This window comes from Luteimonas endophytica, assembly GCF_029887875.1.
Taxonomy (GTDB): domain Bacteria; phylum Pseudomonadota; class Gammaproteobacteria; order Xanthomonadales; family Xanthomonadaceae; genus Luteimonas; species Luteimonas endophytica.
The window spans coordinates 34782-50147 of the sequence record NZ_JARXRM010000008.1; the positions used below are offsets into that span (position 1 = coordinate 34782).

Consider the following 15366-nt stretch of genomic DNA (forward strand, 5'->3'; position numbering starts at 1 on the left):
CCGCCCGGCAGGCCGCCTGGACGGTTCGCGGGCCGCGGCCCCCGGGGTCTCCGACTCAACCCTGGCTGGCGCGTCGTCCGATTCTGCGAAAATAGTGGCCGCGCTCGCGAAGGCTCACCTACCCCTGCAGGCCGTCCGCGGCCTCGGCGGCCTCGAAGGTGTTCTGCATCAGGGTGGCCACCGTCATCGGGCCGACGCCGCCGGGCACCGGGGTGATCCAGCTGGCCCGCTGCGCGGCCGCGGCGAAACCGACATCGCCCACCAGGCGGCCGTCGTCGAGGCGGTTGATGCCGACGTCGATCACCACCGCGCCGGGCTTGACCCATTCGCCCGGGATCAGTGCCGGCCGGCCGGCCGCCACCACCAGGATGTCGGCCTCGCCGACGTGGCGCCGCAGCACCTCGGCAGGCGTGAACTTGTGGCAGCTGGTCACGGTGCACCCGGCGATCAGCAGTTCCAGCGCCATCGGCCGGCCGACGTGATTGCTGACGCCCACGATGGTCGCGCTCTGGCCGCGCACCGGACGGTCGGTCCACGCCAGCAGCGTGGTGATGCCACGCGGGGTGCACGGGCGCAGGCCGAACTGGCGCAGCGCCAGGTGACCGACGTTCTCGGGGTGGAACCCATCGACGTCCTTGCGCGGGTCGATGCGGTGGATCAGGCGGGTCGCGTCGGGGATGCCCGGCAGGGGCAGCTGCACCAGGATCCCATGCACCGCCGGGTCGGCGTTGAGACGGTCGATCAGCGCCAGCAGCTGGTCCTCGCCGGTGCCGGCGGGCAGGTCGAAGTCGAGGGCGCGGATGCCGACCTTCTCCGCCGCGCGGCGCTTGTTGCGCACGTAGGACTGCGAGGCGGGGTCCTGGCCCACCAGCACCACCGCCAGGCCGGGGCGCGAGCGGCCGCCGGCCACGCGCGCGTCGACCCGCACCCGCAGTTCGTCCAGCAGCGCATCGGCGATGCGCCTGCCATCGAGGATGCGGGCCGGTTGCGGAGCGGGATCGGTCATGGTGCGGCGACGGGTTGCGGGAGATGCATTGTCCCCGATTCCGCTCCGGCCTTGCAGCGTTGCGCTTCGCGCGCGATGCTCGCGGCTCGTTCGAAGGGAGACACGGGGCGGCCGTCGCCCCGGCGCGCAGATGACCAGCACCCCGCAGACCACCGAAATCGAAGCCGCGACATTCCGCCGCCTGCTCGCCCACCTGATGCGGGAGCGGCCGGACGTGCAGAACATCGACCTGATGATCCTGGCCGGGTTCTGCCGCAACTGCCTGGCCGACTGGTATCGCGACGCCGCCGCCGGGCTGGGGGTGGAGATGAGCCGAGACGAGGCCCGCGCCGCGGTCTACGGCAGGCCCTTCGCCGAGTGGAAGGCCGAGCACCAGAGACCGGCCTCGGCGGAACAGCTGGCGGCATTCGAGGCGGCGCGGCGCGCGCACCCGCAGGACGGCTGAGGTGGCGAAGACGGCGCTGGCGCTGCTGGGCATCGCCGCCCTCGCCTACGCGGCCGTCTGTGCGCTGCTGTACCTGCAGCAGCGCAGCCTGGTGTACTACCCGCAGTTCACCCGCAGCGATGCGGCGGGCACCGACTTCGCGATCGACCGCGGCGACGCCGTGCTGCGCGGCTGGATCGCCAACCCCGGGCACGCCGATGCGGTGCTGTATTTCGGCGGCAACGCCGAACGCGTCGAGGACAACCGCGAGGATCTGGCGCGCTGGCTGCCGGCGCGCACCGGCTACCTGCCCGCCTACCGCGGCTATGGCGCCAGTGACGGCACGCCTGGCGAGACGGCATTGCTGGGCGACGCGCTGGCGCTCTTCGATCTGGTGCGCGCGCGCCATCCCGACGGGCGCATCGCGGTGATCGGCCGCAGCCTCGGCAGCGCCGTCGCCGCCCACGTGGCCGCGCACCGCGAGGTCGAGCGGCTGGTGCTGGTGACGCCGTTCGACAGCATGGTGGAGGTGGCGCGGGGCCACTACCCGTGGCTGCCGGTGCGCTGGCTGCTGCGCGAGCGCTACGAGGCGATCCCGCCGCTGCGTCGCCACGACGGGCCGCTGCTGGTGCTGCGCGCCGGCGCCGACACGGTGGTGCCGCCGCGGCACGCGGACCGGCTGGTCGCCGCCCTGCCGCGCCGGCCCGAGGTGCGCGACTTCCCGAACGCCGGGCACAACGACATCCACCTTCAGCCGGGCTACGGCGAGGCGATCTCGGATTTCCTGCGCTGAGGGAGGAGCGCGCCGGCGCCGGAATCAATCGCCGGCGCAAAAGGCCGCGTAGTCGATGTAGCCGGGAAACGCGCGCCCCGGCGCGCACAGCGGGCAGTCGGGATCCGGGCCGAGCCGGGTCTCGCGGAAACGCATCGCCAGCGCGTCGAAGTGCAGCAGGCGGCCGCTGAGAGAGGTGCCGAGGCCGAGCAGCAGCTTGATCGCCTCGGTGGCCTGGATCAGCCCGATCACCCCCGGCAGCACGCCGAGCACGCCGGCCTCCGCGCAGCTGGGCGCCGCCTCCGGCGGCGGCGGTTCGGGGAACAGGCAGCGGTAGCACGGCGCCCCGCCGCGCCGGCGGCCGGCGTCGAACACGCTGGCCTGGCCCTCGAAGCGGTGCACCGCGCCGTACACCAGCGGCTTGCCGAGCTTCACGCAGGCGTCGTTGAGCAGATAGCGCGCCGGCAGGTTGTCGGCGCCGTCGACGACCAGGTCGACGCCCTCGAGCAGCCGTTCCACGTTCGCGCTGGTGACCCGCTCGGCCACCGCCTCGATGGTGGTGCGCGGATTGAGCGCGGACAGGGTCGCGGCGGCGGAGATCACCTTGGGGGTGCCGATGCGAGCATCGGTGTGCAGGATCTGGCGCTGCAGATTGCTGCGCTCGACGCGGTCGTCGTCGGCGAGCCGCAGGGTGCCGACCCCGGCCGCGGCTAGATAGTAGGCCGCTGGCGAGCCCAGGCCGCCGGCGCCGATCAGCAGCACCCGCGCCCGCTGCAGGCGCCGCTGGCCCTCGAGCCCCACTTCGGGCAGGCGCAGATGGCGCGAGTAGCGCTCGTGCAGGTCCGCGTCGTGGTCGGCCCGGGGCGGCGTCATCGGCAGCCCCTGCGCCTGCCAGGCGCCGGTGCCGCCGGCCACCGAGGCGACATCGGAGTAGCCCTGCGCGGCCAGCGCGCGGGCCGCCCGCAGCGAGCGTCCGCCCGCCTGGCAGATCAGCATCAGCGGCGCGTCGAGAGCGGAAACGTGGCGGCCGGGATCGCGCTCGAGGGCGCCGCGATCCACGCCCACGGCGCCCTCGGCCATGCCCGCGGCGCGCTCGTGGTCCTCGCGCACGTCGATCAGGCGCACGCCGGCGGCCACGCGCCGCAGGGCTTCGTGCGGGGGGATCTCGGGGATGTCCATACGGCGAATTATCGCGCGTTCCGGCGGCGCCCCAACGCAACGCTGCGGTCCATCCGGCGACCCGGCCGGGCGGAACCCGCCGACCCCGCGCGATTCGGCAGGCCGGGCAGGCGCCGCGCTACCGCTCAGTAGGGGAAGACCTCGACCACGCTCTCGGCCGGATAGTCGCGGGCGCCCTCGCCCAGCACGATCAGCGCATCCGAATCGGCCGCGGCGCGCATGCGGTGCGAGCCGTCGGCGGGGTTCGGCAATACCCGCAGCACACCGTCCTCGCCGCCCTGCAGCCGCCCGCGCAGGAATTCGAGGCGCTCGTGCCGCTTGTGCCAGGGGGCGGCCAGCCGTGCATGCAGCCGCGGCCGTGGGCCGCGCCCCTGCAGGCCCTCGACCAGCCGCCGCCCGAGCGCCAGCCAGGTCGCCAGCACCGAGACCGGGTTGCCGGGCAGGCACAGGAACAGCGCGTCGCCGAGGCGCCCGCCTTCGGCCAGCAGCACCGGCATCCCGGGCTTCATCCGCACCTTCCAGAACACGATTCGCCCCTGTTCGCCCAGCAGCGCCGGCAGGTGGTCCTTCTCCCCCGCCGAGACGCCGCCGCAGGTGACCACCAGGTCGAAGGCGTGGCCGGCGTGGCGTAGCGCCGATTCGACCTGCTGGGGCGTGTCCGGCAGCGTCGGCCAGGCGACCGGGTCGAGCCCGGCGCCGCGCATCAGGCCGATCAGCTGCTCGCGGTTGGAGTTGTAGATCTGCCCCGGGCGCAGCGGCAGTCCCGGCTCGACCAGCTCGTCGCCGGTGGTGAACACCGCCACGGTCGGCGCCCGCCGCACCGGCAGTTCGGCCAGCCCCTGCGCCGCGCACAGTGCGATCCGCGACGGGGTCAGGACGTCGCCGGCCCGGGCCAGGAGGTCTCCGGGCCGGGCGTCCTCGCCGGCACGGCGCACGTGGCGGCCGCGGGCGGGGACTTCGAGCAGGCGGATCCTGTCGCCTTCCTCGATGCCGGTGTGCTCCTTCATCGCCACGGTGTCGGCGCCGCCCGGCAGCGGCGCCCCGGTGGTGATCCGCGCGCACTCCCCCGGGCCGATCCGGAGCTCCGTGCCCGCGCCTGCGAAGCGCTCCCCGGCCAGGCGCAGCAGCGCTGCGCCACCGCCCGCCAGGTCGGCATGGCGCAGCGCGAATCCATCCATCGCGGCGTTGTCGAAGGGGGGCTGCGCGAGCGTCGCCAGCACCGGTTCGGCCAGGACCCGGCCGTGGGCGCGCTGCAGGGCGATGCACTCGGCCGGGAGCAGCCGCGCCGCCGCCACGGCGTCGACGAGGGCGCAGGCCTCGGCCCAGGCGATCCGGGTGGGGTAGTCGCTCACGGCAGCCGCACCCCGGCCGCGGCCAGGTCGGCGGGGGTGTTGAGATTGCCCAGCCGCGCGCCGGGCAGGCGCAGCGGCGTCATGCCGATGCGCCGCTGCAGCGCATGCACGGCACGCTCGTGGGAGCGCAAGGCCGCGCCGAGCGCGGGGCGCAGCCGGGCCAGCGGCCACAGCGCGACCAGCGGCTGCGGGCCGTCGTCGTCGACCACCCAGGCGCCGCGCTCGCCGCAGGCGAACAGGCGTTCCGCCAGCCGCTCGGGCAACCGCACCGCGTCCACCGGTACGGTCAGCAGCCAGTCGACCGCGCAGGCGCCGGCCAGCGCCTCCAGGCCGCCGAGCGGACCGGCGTCGGCGAAGCGGTCGGGCACCACCGGCAGACCGAGGCCGGCATAGCGCTGCGGCTCGCGGTTGGCGCTCACCAGCACCCTGCCCGCCCCGGAGAACGCCGCCGCCAGGCGCTCCACCTGGGCGACCCCATCGCGCCGCAGCCAGGCCTTGTCGGCGCCGCCCAGGCGCGAGCCGCGCCCGCCGGCGAGGATGCCGACATCGAACGCGCGCACGATCGGGGCTGCGACCATCGCTGCATCGTAGCCGCCGGCGCGCGGCGGCGCGAACGGCGCGCTCGCCGGGTTCACTTGCCGCGCTTGACGTGCCGGATGAGCCTGCGGCGCTTCTCGACCTGGCGCTCGGTGAGCACGTTCTTGCGGTCCTTGTACGGGTTCTCGGTCTCCTTGAACACGAACCGCACCGGCGTGCCCACCAGCTTGAAGCGCTTGCGGAAGAAGTTCTCGAGGTAGCGGCGGTAGCTCTCGGACAGGGTGCGCAGGCGCGAGCCGAAGACCACGAAGGTCGGCGGGTTGCTGCCGCCGGGGTGGGCGAAGCGCAGCTTGGGGACGTGGCCGCGCACCGCCGGCGGCGGGCTGGCGGTGTACGCGGCCTCCAGCGCGCGGGTGACCTCGGAGGTACCGAATTCGCGGGTCGCCGAGCCGTGGGCGCGGTGGATCGCGCGGAACAGCTCGCGCAGGCCGGACCCGTGCAGGGCGCTGATCCGCACCGCTTCGGCCCACTGCACGAACACCATCTTGCGCGACAGCAGGGCCTCGGTCTGCTCGCGCTGGTAGCCGCTCAGCCCGTCCCACTTGTTGACCGCGAGCACCAGCGCGCGGCCGGCGTCGAGTACCGCGCCGAGCACGCTGGCGTCCTGGTCGGTGACGCCCTCGCTGGCGTCGAGCAACACCACCGCGACCTGACACTGCTCGATCGCCTGCAGGGTCTTGATCACCGAGAACTTCTCCACCGCTTCCTCGACCCTGGCGCGGCGGCGGATGCCGGCGGTATCGATCAGCCGGTAGCGGCGGCCGTCGCGGTCCAGGTCCACCGCGATCGCGTCGCGGGTGGTCCCCGGCACCTCGGAAGCGATCATCCGCTCCTCGCCGAGCAGGCGATTGACCAGGGTCGACTTGCCGACGTTGGGACGGCCGATGAAGGCGACCCGGATCCGGTCGGGATCCTCTTCGGGTTCGTCGGTCGCGCGGCCGCCCGGCAGGCGCTCGAGAACGTCGTCGAGCAGCACGTCCAGGCCCTGCCGGTGCGCCGAGGACACCGGCAGCGCCTCGTCGAACCCGAAGCGGGCGAACTCCGCCATCGCCGCCCGGCTGTCGATGCCGTCGGTCTTGTTGACCACCAGCAGCACCGGGCGGTCGCGCTTGCGCAGCCAGCGCATCAGCTCGTCGTCCACCGCCGAGGGACCTTCGCGGCCGTCGACCACGAACAGCACCAGATCGGCCTCCTCGGCCGCGGCGCGCGCCTGCCGCGCCGTGGCGCCGGCCAGGCCGCCGGTCTCCAGATGGGTGTGCTCGCCGGCGATGCCGCCGGTGTCGACCAGCACGAACGGGCGCTCCGGCTGCAGCCGGCACACCCCGTAGTGCCGGTCGCGGGTCACGCCGGGCTGGTCGTGCACCAGCGCGTCGCGGCCGCGGGTCAGCGCGTTGAACAGCGTGGACTTGCCGACGTTCGGGCGGCCCACCAGGGCGACGATTGGGAGCATCGGAGGTCGCCGGCCGCCGCAGCGGGAGCTACTGCCCCACGCGGTAGGCGCTGAGATCGCCCTCGACCGTCTGCACGACCAGGACCCCATCGGCCACCACCGGCGCGCCCTTGATCGCGGCGCGGCCGGCGCGGGTGCGCGCGGCCAGTTCGCCGTTCTCGAGGCGCAGCCAGTGCAGGTAGCCGTCGAAGTCGCCGACCACGGCGTATCCGTCGTGTACGGCCGCCGAGCTCAGGTCGCGGCGGGCGAGCGCGTCCTGCTGCCACAGCACGGTGCCGCCGTTCTTGTCCAGCGCCCATACCGTACCGGCCGGATCGGCCACCACCAAGCGATCCGTGGCGACGCCGACGCGTCCGGAGCCGCCGTGGTCGCTGCTCCACAGCGGGCGTCCGCTGGGCGCCTCGATCGCCATCGTCTGCCCCTTGTAGCTGCTGGCGTAAAGCACCACGTCGTCCAGCACCGGGCTGCCGTCCACGTCGGCCATGCGCTCGAGGTCGGTGCGCCCGTCCGGCTGGCCGACGGCCTGCTCCCAGATCGGCCTGCCGTCGTTCAGGCCCAGCGCGATCACCGTGCCGTCGTCGTTGCCGACGAATACGTAGCCAGGTCCGAGTACCGGCGCATCGTTGCCGCGCACGGTCAGCGCCGGCAGATCGCGCACCCAGAACCACAGGCGCTCGCCGTTGGTGGCGTCGAAGGCGCTGACCCGGCCGTCGTTGGAGCGCACGACCACCACGCCCTGGCCGATCGCGGGGGCAGCGATCACCTCGTTGCCCACCTCGGCCCGCCAGCGCTCGGCACCGCTCTGGGCATCCAGCGCCAGCACGTCGCCCTCCAGGCTGCCGGCCACCACCAGCCCCTCGCCGACGCCGGGGCCGCCCGACAGCGGCAGCTCGGATTCGTGGTGCCACACCGCGGCGCCGCTCTGCAGGTCGAAGGCGTGCACGCCCCCGGTCAGCGCTGCCGCGTAGACCCGCCCCCCGGCCACGGCCGGCGACTGCCTGGCGCCGATGCGCCGCTCGCCCTTGCCGACCCCGGCGGTCCAGAGGCGGTCGACGCTCGCCGAGGGCGCGAAATCGGTCAGTTCGGCCGGCTCGGTGGTGTTGACCTCGTCGTCGTCGCCGTCGAACCAGCCGCGGACGGTGCTGCAGCCGGAGACGGCGAGCACGCACGACAGCGCGATGACGGCGCGCAGCATCGGGGAACGCGACGGGGTGTTGGCTGGCTTCATCAAATGGTCTCGGGCTGGGGCGGCGTGCCGCCGGCTTGGGTGAGCTTGAGTTCGAGCAGGCGGCGCTGCGGGGCATTGGCGTCGAGCTGGCGCAGCGCCCCGAGATAGGCTTCGCGCGCCTCCTCGCGGCGGTCCATGGCGAAGCTGGCGTCGCCGAGGACCTCCAGGCCGGCGACGTCTTCGGTACCGGCCAGCAGCTCCACCGCCTCCCCGGCGCGGTCGGCATCGATCAGCAGCCGCGCCAGACGCTGGCGGCGCACCGCCTCGAAGACCGGGTCGGCGCCCGCGCCCTGCTCCAGGGTCGCGATCGCGGCATCGCGGTCGCCGGCCTCGAGCTGGGCCTTCGCCAGGTCCAGCACGACCAGCGTTGCGTAGGGGCCATCGCGCAGCGCGGCGGCCTGGCTGGCGCCCTGCTCCAGGTCGCCCGCGCGCAGGCTCGCCAGTGCCGCCTGGTAGCGCTCGCCGGCCTGCATCCGTTCGGCCAGCTGCTGGCGTTGCCACCACTGCCACCCGCCGATGATCGCCAGGCCCACCGCCACGCCCGCCACCAGGCCCAGGCCATTGCGGCGCAGCCAGTCGCGGACCCGTTCGCCCTGTTCGTGTTCGTCCAGAAGTTCGATCGCCATACCGTCTCTCGCCCGCCGCCGGGCGCGGGCCTGTCATGTGAACGGGCCCTGGCGGGCCCGTGTCTGCGTATCGCTACCCGCGTGGCGGGTGGTGCCGGGCGGTCACTCGGACGCCGGTGCGAGCGAACCGTCAGAGGATACCGTAAAGCGCGCGACGTTCGCTCGCTGATAGGGGGCCATATCCTGAACGCGCCCGTACTGGCGCACTTCGACCGCGTCGGCATTGCCGAGCAGGATCCGCCCGACTTCCCCCGGGGCGTAGCTGCGACGCTCGCCGGCCTTGACCAGCGCCTGTTCCACGGAACTGCCGTCGGCGGCCTGGATCTCGATCCAGCTGTCGCCGCTGAAGCGCAGCGACAGCGCCGGTTCCCCGACGGGGGGCTGCGGCGCGGGCTTGCGGTTCTGGATCGGCGTCATCGACGCCACGAACGGGCGCTGGTGCCGCTGCCGCGCCTGTTCGGCAGCCGCCGGCGCCGCCGTCAGATCGCTTTCCGCCCCGGGGACGATGTCGAGCGAGGCCGATTCTGGCTGCGCGACCTCGACATGCTGGCGGGTCACCATCCATACCGGCACCGCGATCGCCGCGGTGATCACCACGTAGACCAGCCGCCGCGCAGCCTGCTCGGCGAACCGCTGCAGTGGCGAAACGAAGGTCCGCGGCGCCAGTTGCGGCGGCTCGATCGGTGCCGATGCCGGCACCCCCGCCAGCGCGTCGGCCGGCAGCCCGAGCGCCCGGGCATAGCTGCGCAGTTGCCCGCGCACGAACACCGGCGCCCCGAGCCGGCTCCAGTCCTCGGCCTCGAGCGATTCGACGACGCGGACCGGCACCCGCATCCGGGCCGCCACCTCGACGACGCTCAGGCCGGCATCGGCGCGCGCCTGTCTCAGGCGATCGCCGCTCCCCTGTTCGGGCATGCCTGCGTTCGCTGCAGATGTCATGGTCGACTGCTTTCCCCAGGTTGTGCTGACAACGCCTGCGGGAACTCCCTCCCCAGGCGCTGACGGTAGCGTTCGGCGGCGGCCGTGTCGCCGAGTCTGTCCTCGATCTGTGACGCGATTAGAAGAACCTCCGCGGTAGCGGGCGCCGCGGCGAGGCGGCGCTGCGAGAACGCGCGTGCTTCCAGGAACCTGCCCCTACGGTACTGGTATTGCGCCATTGCTGACAACGCGGTCGGGTTGGCCGGCTGCAGCTGCAGGGCGGCGCGCAGGTCGCGCTCGACCCGCTCCGGCTGGCCTGCCGCCTCCGCGCAGGCGCCGGCATGGGCCAGGGCCGAGGCCCGGTCCTGGTAGCCCGGGGCCGCGATCGCGCGGTCCAAGTGCGCCATACCTTCGGCCGGGCGGCCGTTGGCGCACAACCAGGCGCCGTAGTTTTCCAGCGCGCCGCCCAGATGCGGGGCGAGTCCGGCGACGCGTGCATAGAGTTCGCCGGCCTGCTGCCGGCGGCCACGCGAGGATTCGATCACAGCCAGCATGGTCAGCGCATCGATGTTGTCGGGGTCGTCGCCCAGGGCCGCACGCAGCTCGCGTTCCGCGGCGTCCACCTCGCCCCCGCGCAGGGCGCGGGCCGCCCGCGCCACCTGCAGGCGGGTCTCCGAACGCTGGCGGCTCTCCGGGGTCCCGCGGAACTCGTAGCGGGGCGCGATCTGCTCCGAATCGCCGCGCTTGGCGCTGGGCTTGACGAACGACAGCCGCGAACAGGCGGCGCTGGACAGCGCCAGCACGAGCGCCGCGGCGACGAGGCTATGCCGCTGCATCGACCCCGCCCCGCCCTGCCGGGTGCTCGGCCTGGTGTTCCGCCAGGTGCCTGCGGAACTCGGCCTGGCGGCGGGTCCGGTCGGCGACCTGCCCCTTGAGCTGCCCACAGGCGGCATCGATGTCGTCGCCGCGGGTGCGGCGGACCATGGTCAGCACCCCGGCGTCGAGCAGCAGCCGCTGGAAGGCGCGGATGTCGGCCTCCGCCGAGCGCTCGAAGCGCGTGCCCGGAAACGGGTTGAACGGGATCAGATTGACCTTGGCGGCGTCCTTGGCCTGCAGCGCGTTGCCGAACGCGCGCATCAGCCGCGCCAGCTGCCGGGCGTGGACGGGCTGGTCGTTGACGCCCTTCATCAGCGTGTACTCGAAGGTGATCGAGCTGCCGCGGCGCCGGCGCGCGTAGCGCTCGCAAGCCGCCATCAGCTCGGCCACCGGGTACTTGCGGTTCAGCGGGACCAGCCGGCTGCGCAATTCGTCGTCGGCGGCGTGCAGCGACACCGCCAGCGACACGTCGCTCTCCTCGCCGAGGCGGTCGATCATCGGCACCATGCCGGCGGTCGACAGGGTGACGCGCTTGTTGGCCAGGCCGTAGCCGAGGTCGTCGCGCATCACGCTCATCGCCGCGACCACGTTGTCGAAGTTCATCAGCGGCTCGCCCATTCCCATCATCACCACATTGGTGAGCCTGCGCTCGCGATGCGGAACGTTGCCCAGGTGCCTGGCCGCGACCCACACCTGGCCGACGATCTCGGCCACCGAGAGGTTGCGGTTGAAGCCCTGGGTGGCGGTCGAGCAGAACTGGCAGTTCAGCGCGCAGCCGACCTGCGAGGACACGCACAGCGTGCCGCGCCCCTTGTCGGGAATGAACACCGTCTCCACGGCGTTGCTGCCGTCCATCGCCAGCAGCCACTTGTGGGTGCCGTCGGCCGAGGGCTTCTCGAACTGCACCTGCGGCACCCGCACCTCGGCATGGGTCTCGAGCTTGGCGCGCAGCGCCTTGCCGAGGTCGGTCATGTCGTCGAACGAGGTGACGTGGCGGTGGTGGATCCACTTCATCACCTGGTGGGCGCGGAAGCGCTTCTCGCCGAGGGTTTCGACGAAGAAGCGCTCCAGCCCCGCGCGATCGAGCTCGAGCAGGTTGCGACGCGAAGCGCCCGCTGGGTCGCGCCCGGGGCGTTCATCCGGGGTCGACGGTCGCGGCTGCTGGCCGGGGCTGCTCATGATCGCGGTTCCGCGCTCAGCGCGCGCAGATCTCGTCGTCGGCGAAGAAGTAGGCGATCTCCTGCGCGGCGGTTTCGGCGCCGTCGGAGCCGTGCACGGCATTGGCGTCGATGGACTCGGCGAAATCGGCGCGAATGGTACCGGCCGCGGCCTCCTTCGGGTTGGTGGCGCCCATCAGGTCTCGGTTCCTGGCGATCGCGCCCTCGCCTTCCAGCGCCTGGATCATCACCGGACCACTGCTCATGAATTCCACCAGCGCGCCGAAGAACGGTCGCTCGCGATGCACGGCATAGAAGCCCTCGGCCTCCTCGCGCGACAGGTGCTTCATCTTGGCCGCGACGATGCGCAGGCCCGCCTTCTCGAAACGGGAATAGATCTCGCCGATGACGTTCTTGGCAACGGCATCGGGCTTGATGATCGACAGGGTGCGCTCCAGCGCCATGGGATGTCTCCGGTCAGGCGGGCCGCAATGGAGCGACCCAGATTAACATGGAAAAACCCGCGATGTGGCGCGGGTTTAGCCGAACTGGCTGGGACGGATTCTAACTGATTCCCGGGACTCCTTGAAACCGGGTCCGGCCTCGCTCCGGGTTTGACCGCGGCCGGGATTCGGCCTAGCATCAAACAAGCGTTTGATTCAGCCGACCCGGAGCGACATGCCCGCCACCCAGTTCTCCACCAAGGAGCGGATCCTCGGCGCCGCCGAGGAGCTGTTCGCCCAGCAGGGCTTCAGCGGCACCTCGCTGCGCCAGGTCACCACCCGTGCCGACGTCAACATCGCCGCGGTGAACTACCACTTCGGCAGCAAGGAGAATCTGGTCAACGAGGTGTTCCGCCGGCGCATGGACGAAATGAGCACCCAGCGGCTGTCGATGCTGCGCAGCGCGCGGGAGCGCCAGCCCGGCGAACTGGAACCGGTGCTCGCGGCGTTCGTCGAGCCCGCCCTGGCGCTGGCCGGCGACCGCCACGGCGGCGGCGCCTTCATCCGGGTGATCGCGAGAGCCTATGCCGAGAAGAACGACGGCCTGCGCGCCTTCCTGTCCGAGCGCTACGGCCACGTGCAGCGCGAATTCGCCCGCGCCCTCGGTGCCTGCCTGCCCGGGCTGTCGAAGGAGGAGCTGTACTGGCGGCTCGATTTCCTGGCCGGGGCACTGACCTATGCGATGGCCGATTTCGGCCTGATCAAGCGCCCACACGGCACCGACGAGGATGCCCATCGCCGCCGCGCCGCCAGCGAGCTGATCCGCTTCGCTGCCGCCGGCCTCCGGGCCTGATCCGAATATTTGTTCTTAAATCAAGGAGTTCCAGCGCATGTCTGAGAAACTGCTCGTCCGGCGCGCCGCCGTTCTCGGTGCCGGCGTGATGGGAGCGCAGATCGCCGCCCATCTCACCAATGCCGGGATCGACACCGTGCTGTTCGACCTCCCGGCGAAGGAAGGCGATCCCAACGGCGTGGTGACCCGCGCGATCGCCAACCTGGCGAAGCTGAGCCCGGCCCCGCTGGCCGACAGGTCGCTGGCCGAGGCGATCGTGCCGGCCAACTACGACACCGGCCTGGAACTGCTCGGCGACTGCGACCTGATCATCGAGGCGATCGCCGAGCGGATGGACTGGAAGCAGGACCTGTACCGCAGAATCGCCCCGTTCGTGCCTGAGCACGCGGTGCTTGCCAGCAATACCTCTGGCCTGGGAATCAATGCCTTGGCGGACGTTCTTCCCGAAGAACTTCGCCACCGGTACTGCGGTGTGCACTTCTTCAACCCGCCCCGCTACATGCACCTGGCCGAGCTGATCCCGGCAGCGGCCACCGACCAGGCCGTACTGCAAGGCCTGGAAACCTTCCTCACCACCACCCTGGGCAAGGGCGTGGTCTACGCCAGGGACACGCCGAACTTCATCGGCAACCGCATCGGCGTGTTCTCGATCCTCGCCACCGCGCACCACACCGCCGAGTCCGGGCTGGGCTTCGACGAGGTGGACGCCCTGACCGGGCCGCTGATCGGCCGGCCGAAGTCGGCCACCTATCGCACCGCCGACGTGGTCGGCCTCGACACCATGGCCCATGTCATCAAGACCATGGCCGATACCCTGCCGGGCGATCCGTGGCACGCGCACTTCCGGTCGCCGAAATGGCTCGAGGCGCTGGTGGCCAAGGGCGCGCTGGGCCAGAAGACCGGTGCCGGCGTGTTCCGCAAGGTCGGCAAGGACATCTTGGTCCTGGATACCGAGAAGCAGGACTATCGCCCGGCCGATCGCAAGGCCGCCGACGAGGTGGTCGACATCCTCAGGACCAGGGATCCCGCTGAGAAGTTCGCGAAGCTGCGTGCGAGCGAGCATCCGCAGGCGCGGTTCCTCTGGGCGGTGTTCCGCGACCTGTTCCACTACAGCGCCTACCACCTGGCCGACATCGCCGAGACCGCGCGCGACGTCGACCTCGCCATCCGCTGGGGCTACGGCTGGTCGCTCGGCCCGTTCGAGACCTGGCAGGCGGCCGGCTGGAGGCAGGTAGCGGGCTGGATCACCGAGGACATCGCCGCCGGCAAGGCCATGAGCGACGCGCCCCTGCCCGCCTGGGTGCTCGACGGCCGCGACGGCGTGCACGGTCCGGATGGCAGCTACAGCCCCACGCGCGATGCGCGGGTCCCGCGCTCCGACCTGCCGGTCTACGCGCGCCAGCGCTTCCCCGATCCGCTGCTCGGCGAATCGTTCGCCGAGGGCGAGACGCTGTTCGAGAACGACGGCGTGCGCCTGTGGACCGACGGCGACGGCGTCGGCGTGGTCTCGTTCAAGACCAAGATGCACACCGTCAGCGACCAGGTGCTGGACGGCGTGCAGGAAGCGGTCGGAATCGCCGAACGCGACCTGCGCGCCCTGGTGATCTGGCAGCCGAAGGAGCCCTTCTCCGCCGGCGCCGACCTGGCCGGTGCACTCGGCCTGCTGCAGGCCGGCAAGGTGGACGCGTTCGAGGCGATGGTCGCCAACTTCCAGGCCACCAGCCAGCGCATCAAGTACGCGCTGGTGCCGGTGGTCGCGGCCGTGCGGGGCATGGCGCTCGGCGGCGGCTGCGAATTCCAGATGCACGCGGCGCGCACGGTGGCGGGCCTGGAAAGCTACATCGGCCTGGTCGAGGCCGGGGTCGGGCTGCTGCCCGCGGGCGGCGGCCTGAAGGAGCTGGCGGTGCGCGCGGCACGGGCCGCGGGGCCCGGCGGCGACGTGTTCGCCGAACTCAAGACCGCGTTCGAGACGGTGGCCATGGGCAAGGTGTCGAAGTCGGCGATCGAGGCCAGGGAACTTGGCCTGCTGCGCGCCGGCGATCCGGTGGTCCTCCATCCGCACGAGCTGCTGCACATCGCCCGGCGGCAGGCGCTGGCGCTGGCCGAGACGGGCTACCGGCCGCCGCTGCCGGCGCGCGCCATCCCGGTGGCCGGTGACGTGGGCATCGCCACGTTCAAGATGATGCTGGTCAACATGCTGGAGGGCCGCTTCGTGTCCCCGCACGACTACGAGATCGCCACCCGCATCGCGACGGTGCTCTGCGGCGGCGAGGTCGACCGCGGCGCCACGGTCGACGAGGAGTGGCTGCTGCGGCTCGAGCGCGAGCACTTCGTCGCCCTGGCGCAGATGCCCAAGACCCAGGAGCGCATCGCCCACATGCTGAAGACGGGCAAGCCGCTGCGCAACTGACAAGGTGGCAATTGGTGATTCGTGGCTGGTGATTGGTCGCACGACCGCCACTCCACGGACCGCGCTTCTGCGATC

15 protein-coding genes are annotated in these 15366 nt (G+C 72.3%); 4 read left to right on the forward strand and 11 right to left on the reverse strand.

What is annotated here, in order from left to right; genetic code table 11:
- Positions 1-118 precede the first annotated feature (118 nt).
- Complete coding sequence (folD, locus tag QFW77_RS00360) at positions 119-1006, reverse strand: bifunctional methylenetetrahydrofolate dehydrogenase/methenyltetrahydrofolate cyclohydrolase FolD (protein ID WP_280572149.1); 888 nt, start codon at positions 1004-1006, stop codon at positions 119-121.
- A gap of 130 nt (positions 1007-1136) precedes the next feature.
- Here folD and QFW77_RS00365 point away from each other — a divergent pair, with 130 nt between their 5' ends.
- The gene (locus QFW77_RS00365; RefSeq protein ID WP_280572150.1) at positions 1137-1451 is read left to right on the forward strand and encodes a DUF1244 domain-containing protein; all 315 of its coding nucleotides are present in this window, start codon (positions 1137-1139) and stop codon (positions 1449-1451) included.
- A gap of 1 nt (position 1452) precedes the next feature.
- Complete coding sequence (locus QFW77_RS00370; RefSeq protein ID WP_280572151.1) at positions 1453-2223, forward strand: alpha/beta hydrolase; 771 nt, start codon at positions 1453-1455, stop codon at positions 2221-2223.
- A gap of 24 nt (positions 2224-2247) precedes the next feature.
- Here QFW77_RS00370 and moeB read toward each other — a convergent pair whose 3' ends face one another.
- The 10 genes from moeB to ndk all read right to left on the reverse strand — a co-directional run bounded on the left by moeB (position 2248) and on the right by ndk (position 12049).
- Positions 2248-3381: a molybdopterin-synthase adenylyltransferase MoeB gene (gene moeB, locus QFW77_RS00375; RefSeq protein ID WP_280572152.1), complete on the reverse strand. Its 1134-nt coding sequence runs from the start codon at positions 3379-3381 to the stop codon at positions 2248-2250.
- A 125-nt stretch (positions 3382-3506) separates the two neighbouring features.
- Positions 3507-4733: a molybdopterin molybdotransferase MoeA gene (locus QFW77_RS00380; protein WP_280572153.1), complete on the reverse strand. Its 1227-nt coding sequence runs from the start codon at positions 4731-4733 to the stop codon at positions 3507-3509.
- Complete coding sequence (mobA, locus tag QFW77_RS00385) at positions 4730-5311, reverse strand: molybdenum cofactor guanylyltransferase (protein ID WP_280572154.1); 582 nt, start codon at positions 5309-5311, stop codon at positions 4730-4732. The genes QFW77_RS00380 and mobA overlap by 4 nt, the downstream gene beginning before the upstream one ends.
- 53 nt (positions 5312-5364) lie before the next feature.
- Complete coding sequence (gene der / locus QFW77_RS00390) at positions 5365-6780, reverse strand: ribosome biogenesis GTPase Der (protein ID WP_280572155.1); 1416 nt, start codon at positions 6778-6780, stop codon at positions 5365-5367.
- A gap of 28 nt (positions 6781-6808) precedes the next feature.
- Positions 6809-8008 (reverse strand): outer membrane protein assembly factor BamB, encoded by a 1200-nt coding sequence (gene bamB / locus QFW77_RS00395; RefSeq protein WP_425603237.1) that lies wholly within the window; start codon positions 8006-8008, stop codon positions 6809-6811.
- Complete coding sequence (locus QFW77_RS00400; protein ID WP_280572156.1) at positions 8008-8634, reverse strand: YfgM family protein; 627 nt, start codon at positions 8632-8634, stop codon at positions 8008-8010. Before QFW77_RS00400 ends, bamB begins: the two co-directional genes overlap by 1 nt.
- A gap of 102 nt (positions 8635-8736) precedes the next feature.
- Complete coding sequence (locus tag QFW77_RS00405; RefSeq protein ID WP_280572157.1) at positions 8737-9573, reverse strand: helix-turn-helix domain-containing protein; 837 nt, start codon at positions 9571-9573, stop codon at positions 8737-8739.
- Positions 9570-10388, reverse strand: a complete 819-nt coding sequence (locus tag QFW77_RS00410; RefSeq protein ID WP_280572158.1) for a type IV pilus biogenesis/stability protein PilW — start codon at positions 10386-10388, stop codon at positions 9570-9572. Before QFW77_RS00410 ends, QFW77_RS00405 begins: the two co-directional genes overlap by 4 nt.
- Positions 10375-11607, reverse strand: a complete 1233-nt coding sequence (gene rlmN / locus QFW77_RS00415) for a dual-specificity RNA methyltransferase RlmN (RefSeq protein ID WP_280572159.1) — start codon at positions 11605-11607, stop codon at positions 10375-10377. Before rlmN ends, QFW77_RS00410 begins: the two co-directional genes overlap by 14 nt.
- Before the next feature lie 16 nt (positions 11608-11623).
- Positions 11624-12049, reverse strand: coding sequence for a nucleoside-diphosphate kinase (ndk, locus tag QFW77_RS00420; protein ID WP_280572161.1), 426 nt, complete (start codon positions 12047-12049; stop codon positions 11624-11626).
- 214 nt (positions 12050-12263) lie between these two features.
- On the opposite strand from ndk, the gene QFW77_RS00425 reads away from it, so the two are divergent.
- Together QFW77_RS00425 and QFW77_RS00430 are read left to right on the forward strand one after the other, a co-directional pair.
- Positions 12264-12881, forward strand: a complete 618-nt coding sequence (locus QFW77_RS00425; protein WP_280572162.1) for a TetR/AcrR family transcriptional regulator — start codon at positions 12264-12266, stop codon at positions 12879-12881.
- Positions 12882-12918: 37 nt separating this feature from the next.
- Complete coding sequence (locus QFW77_RS00430) at positions 12919-15291, forward strand: 3-hydroxyacyl-CoA dehydrogenase/enoyl-CoA hydratase family protein (protein WP_280572163.1); 2373 nt, start codon at positions 12919-12921, stop codon at positions 15289-15291.
- The last annotated feature ends 75 nt before the right edge of the window (positions 15292-15366 follow it).

Coding starts and splice junctions, on each gene's coding strand:
- folD (WP_280572149.1), bottom strand. CDS start 1,006: ATGACCGATCCCGCTCCGCAACCGGCCCGCATCCTCGATGGCAGGCGC.
- QFW77_RS00365 (WP_280572150.1), top strand. CDS start 1,137: ATGACCAGCACCCCGCAGACCACCGAAATCGAAGCCGCGACATTCCGC.
- moeB (WP_280572152.1), bottom strand. CDS start 3,381: ATGGACATCCCCGAGATCCCCCCGCACGAAGCCCTGCGGCGCGTGGCC.
- mobA (WP_280572154.1), bottom strand. CDS start 5,311: ATGGTCGCAGCCCCGATCGTGCGCGCGTTCGATGTCGGCATCCTCGCC.
- der (WP_280572155.1), bottom strand. CDS start 6,780: ATGCTCCCAATCGTCGCCCTGGTGGGCCGCCCGAACGTCGGCAAGTCC.
- bamB (WP_425603237.1), bottom strand. CDS start 8,008: ATGAAGCCAGCCAACACCCCGTCGCGTTCCCCGATGCTGCGCGCCGTC.
- QFW77_RS00400 (WP_280572156.1), bottom strand. CDS start 8,634: ATGGCGATCGAACTTCTGGACGAACACGAACAGGGCGAACGGGTCCGC.
- QFW77_RS00405 (WP_280572157.1), bottom strand. CDS start 9,573: ATGACATCTGCAGCGAACGCAGGCATGCCCGAACAGGGGAGCGGCGAT.
- QFW77_RS00410 (WP_280572158.1), bottom strand. CDS start 10,388: ATGCAGCGGCATAGCCTCGTCGCCGCGGCGCTCGTGCTGGCGCTGTCC.
- rlmN (WP_280572159.1), bottom strand. CDS start 11,607: ATGAGCAGCCCCGGCCAGCAGCCGCGACCGTCGACCCCGGATGAACGC.
- ndk (WP_280572161.1), bottom strand. CDS start 12,049: ATGGCGCTGGAGCGCACCCTGTCGATCATCAAGCCCGATGCCGTTGCC.
- QFW77_RS00425 (WP_280572162.1), top strand. CDS start 12,264: ATGCCCGCCACCCAGTTCTCCACCAAGGAGCGGATCCTCGGCGCCGCC.
- QFW77_RS00430 (WP_280572163.1), top strand. CDS start 12,919: ATGTCTGAGAAACTGCTCGTCCGGCGCGCCGCCGTTCTCGGTGCCGGC.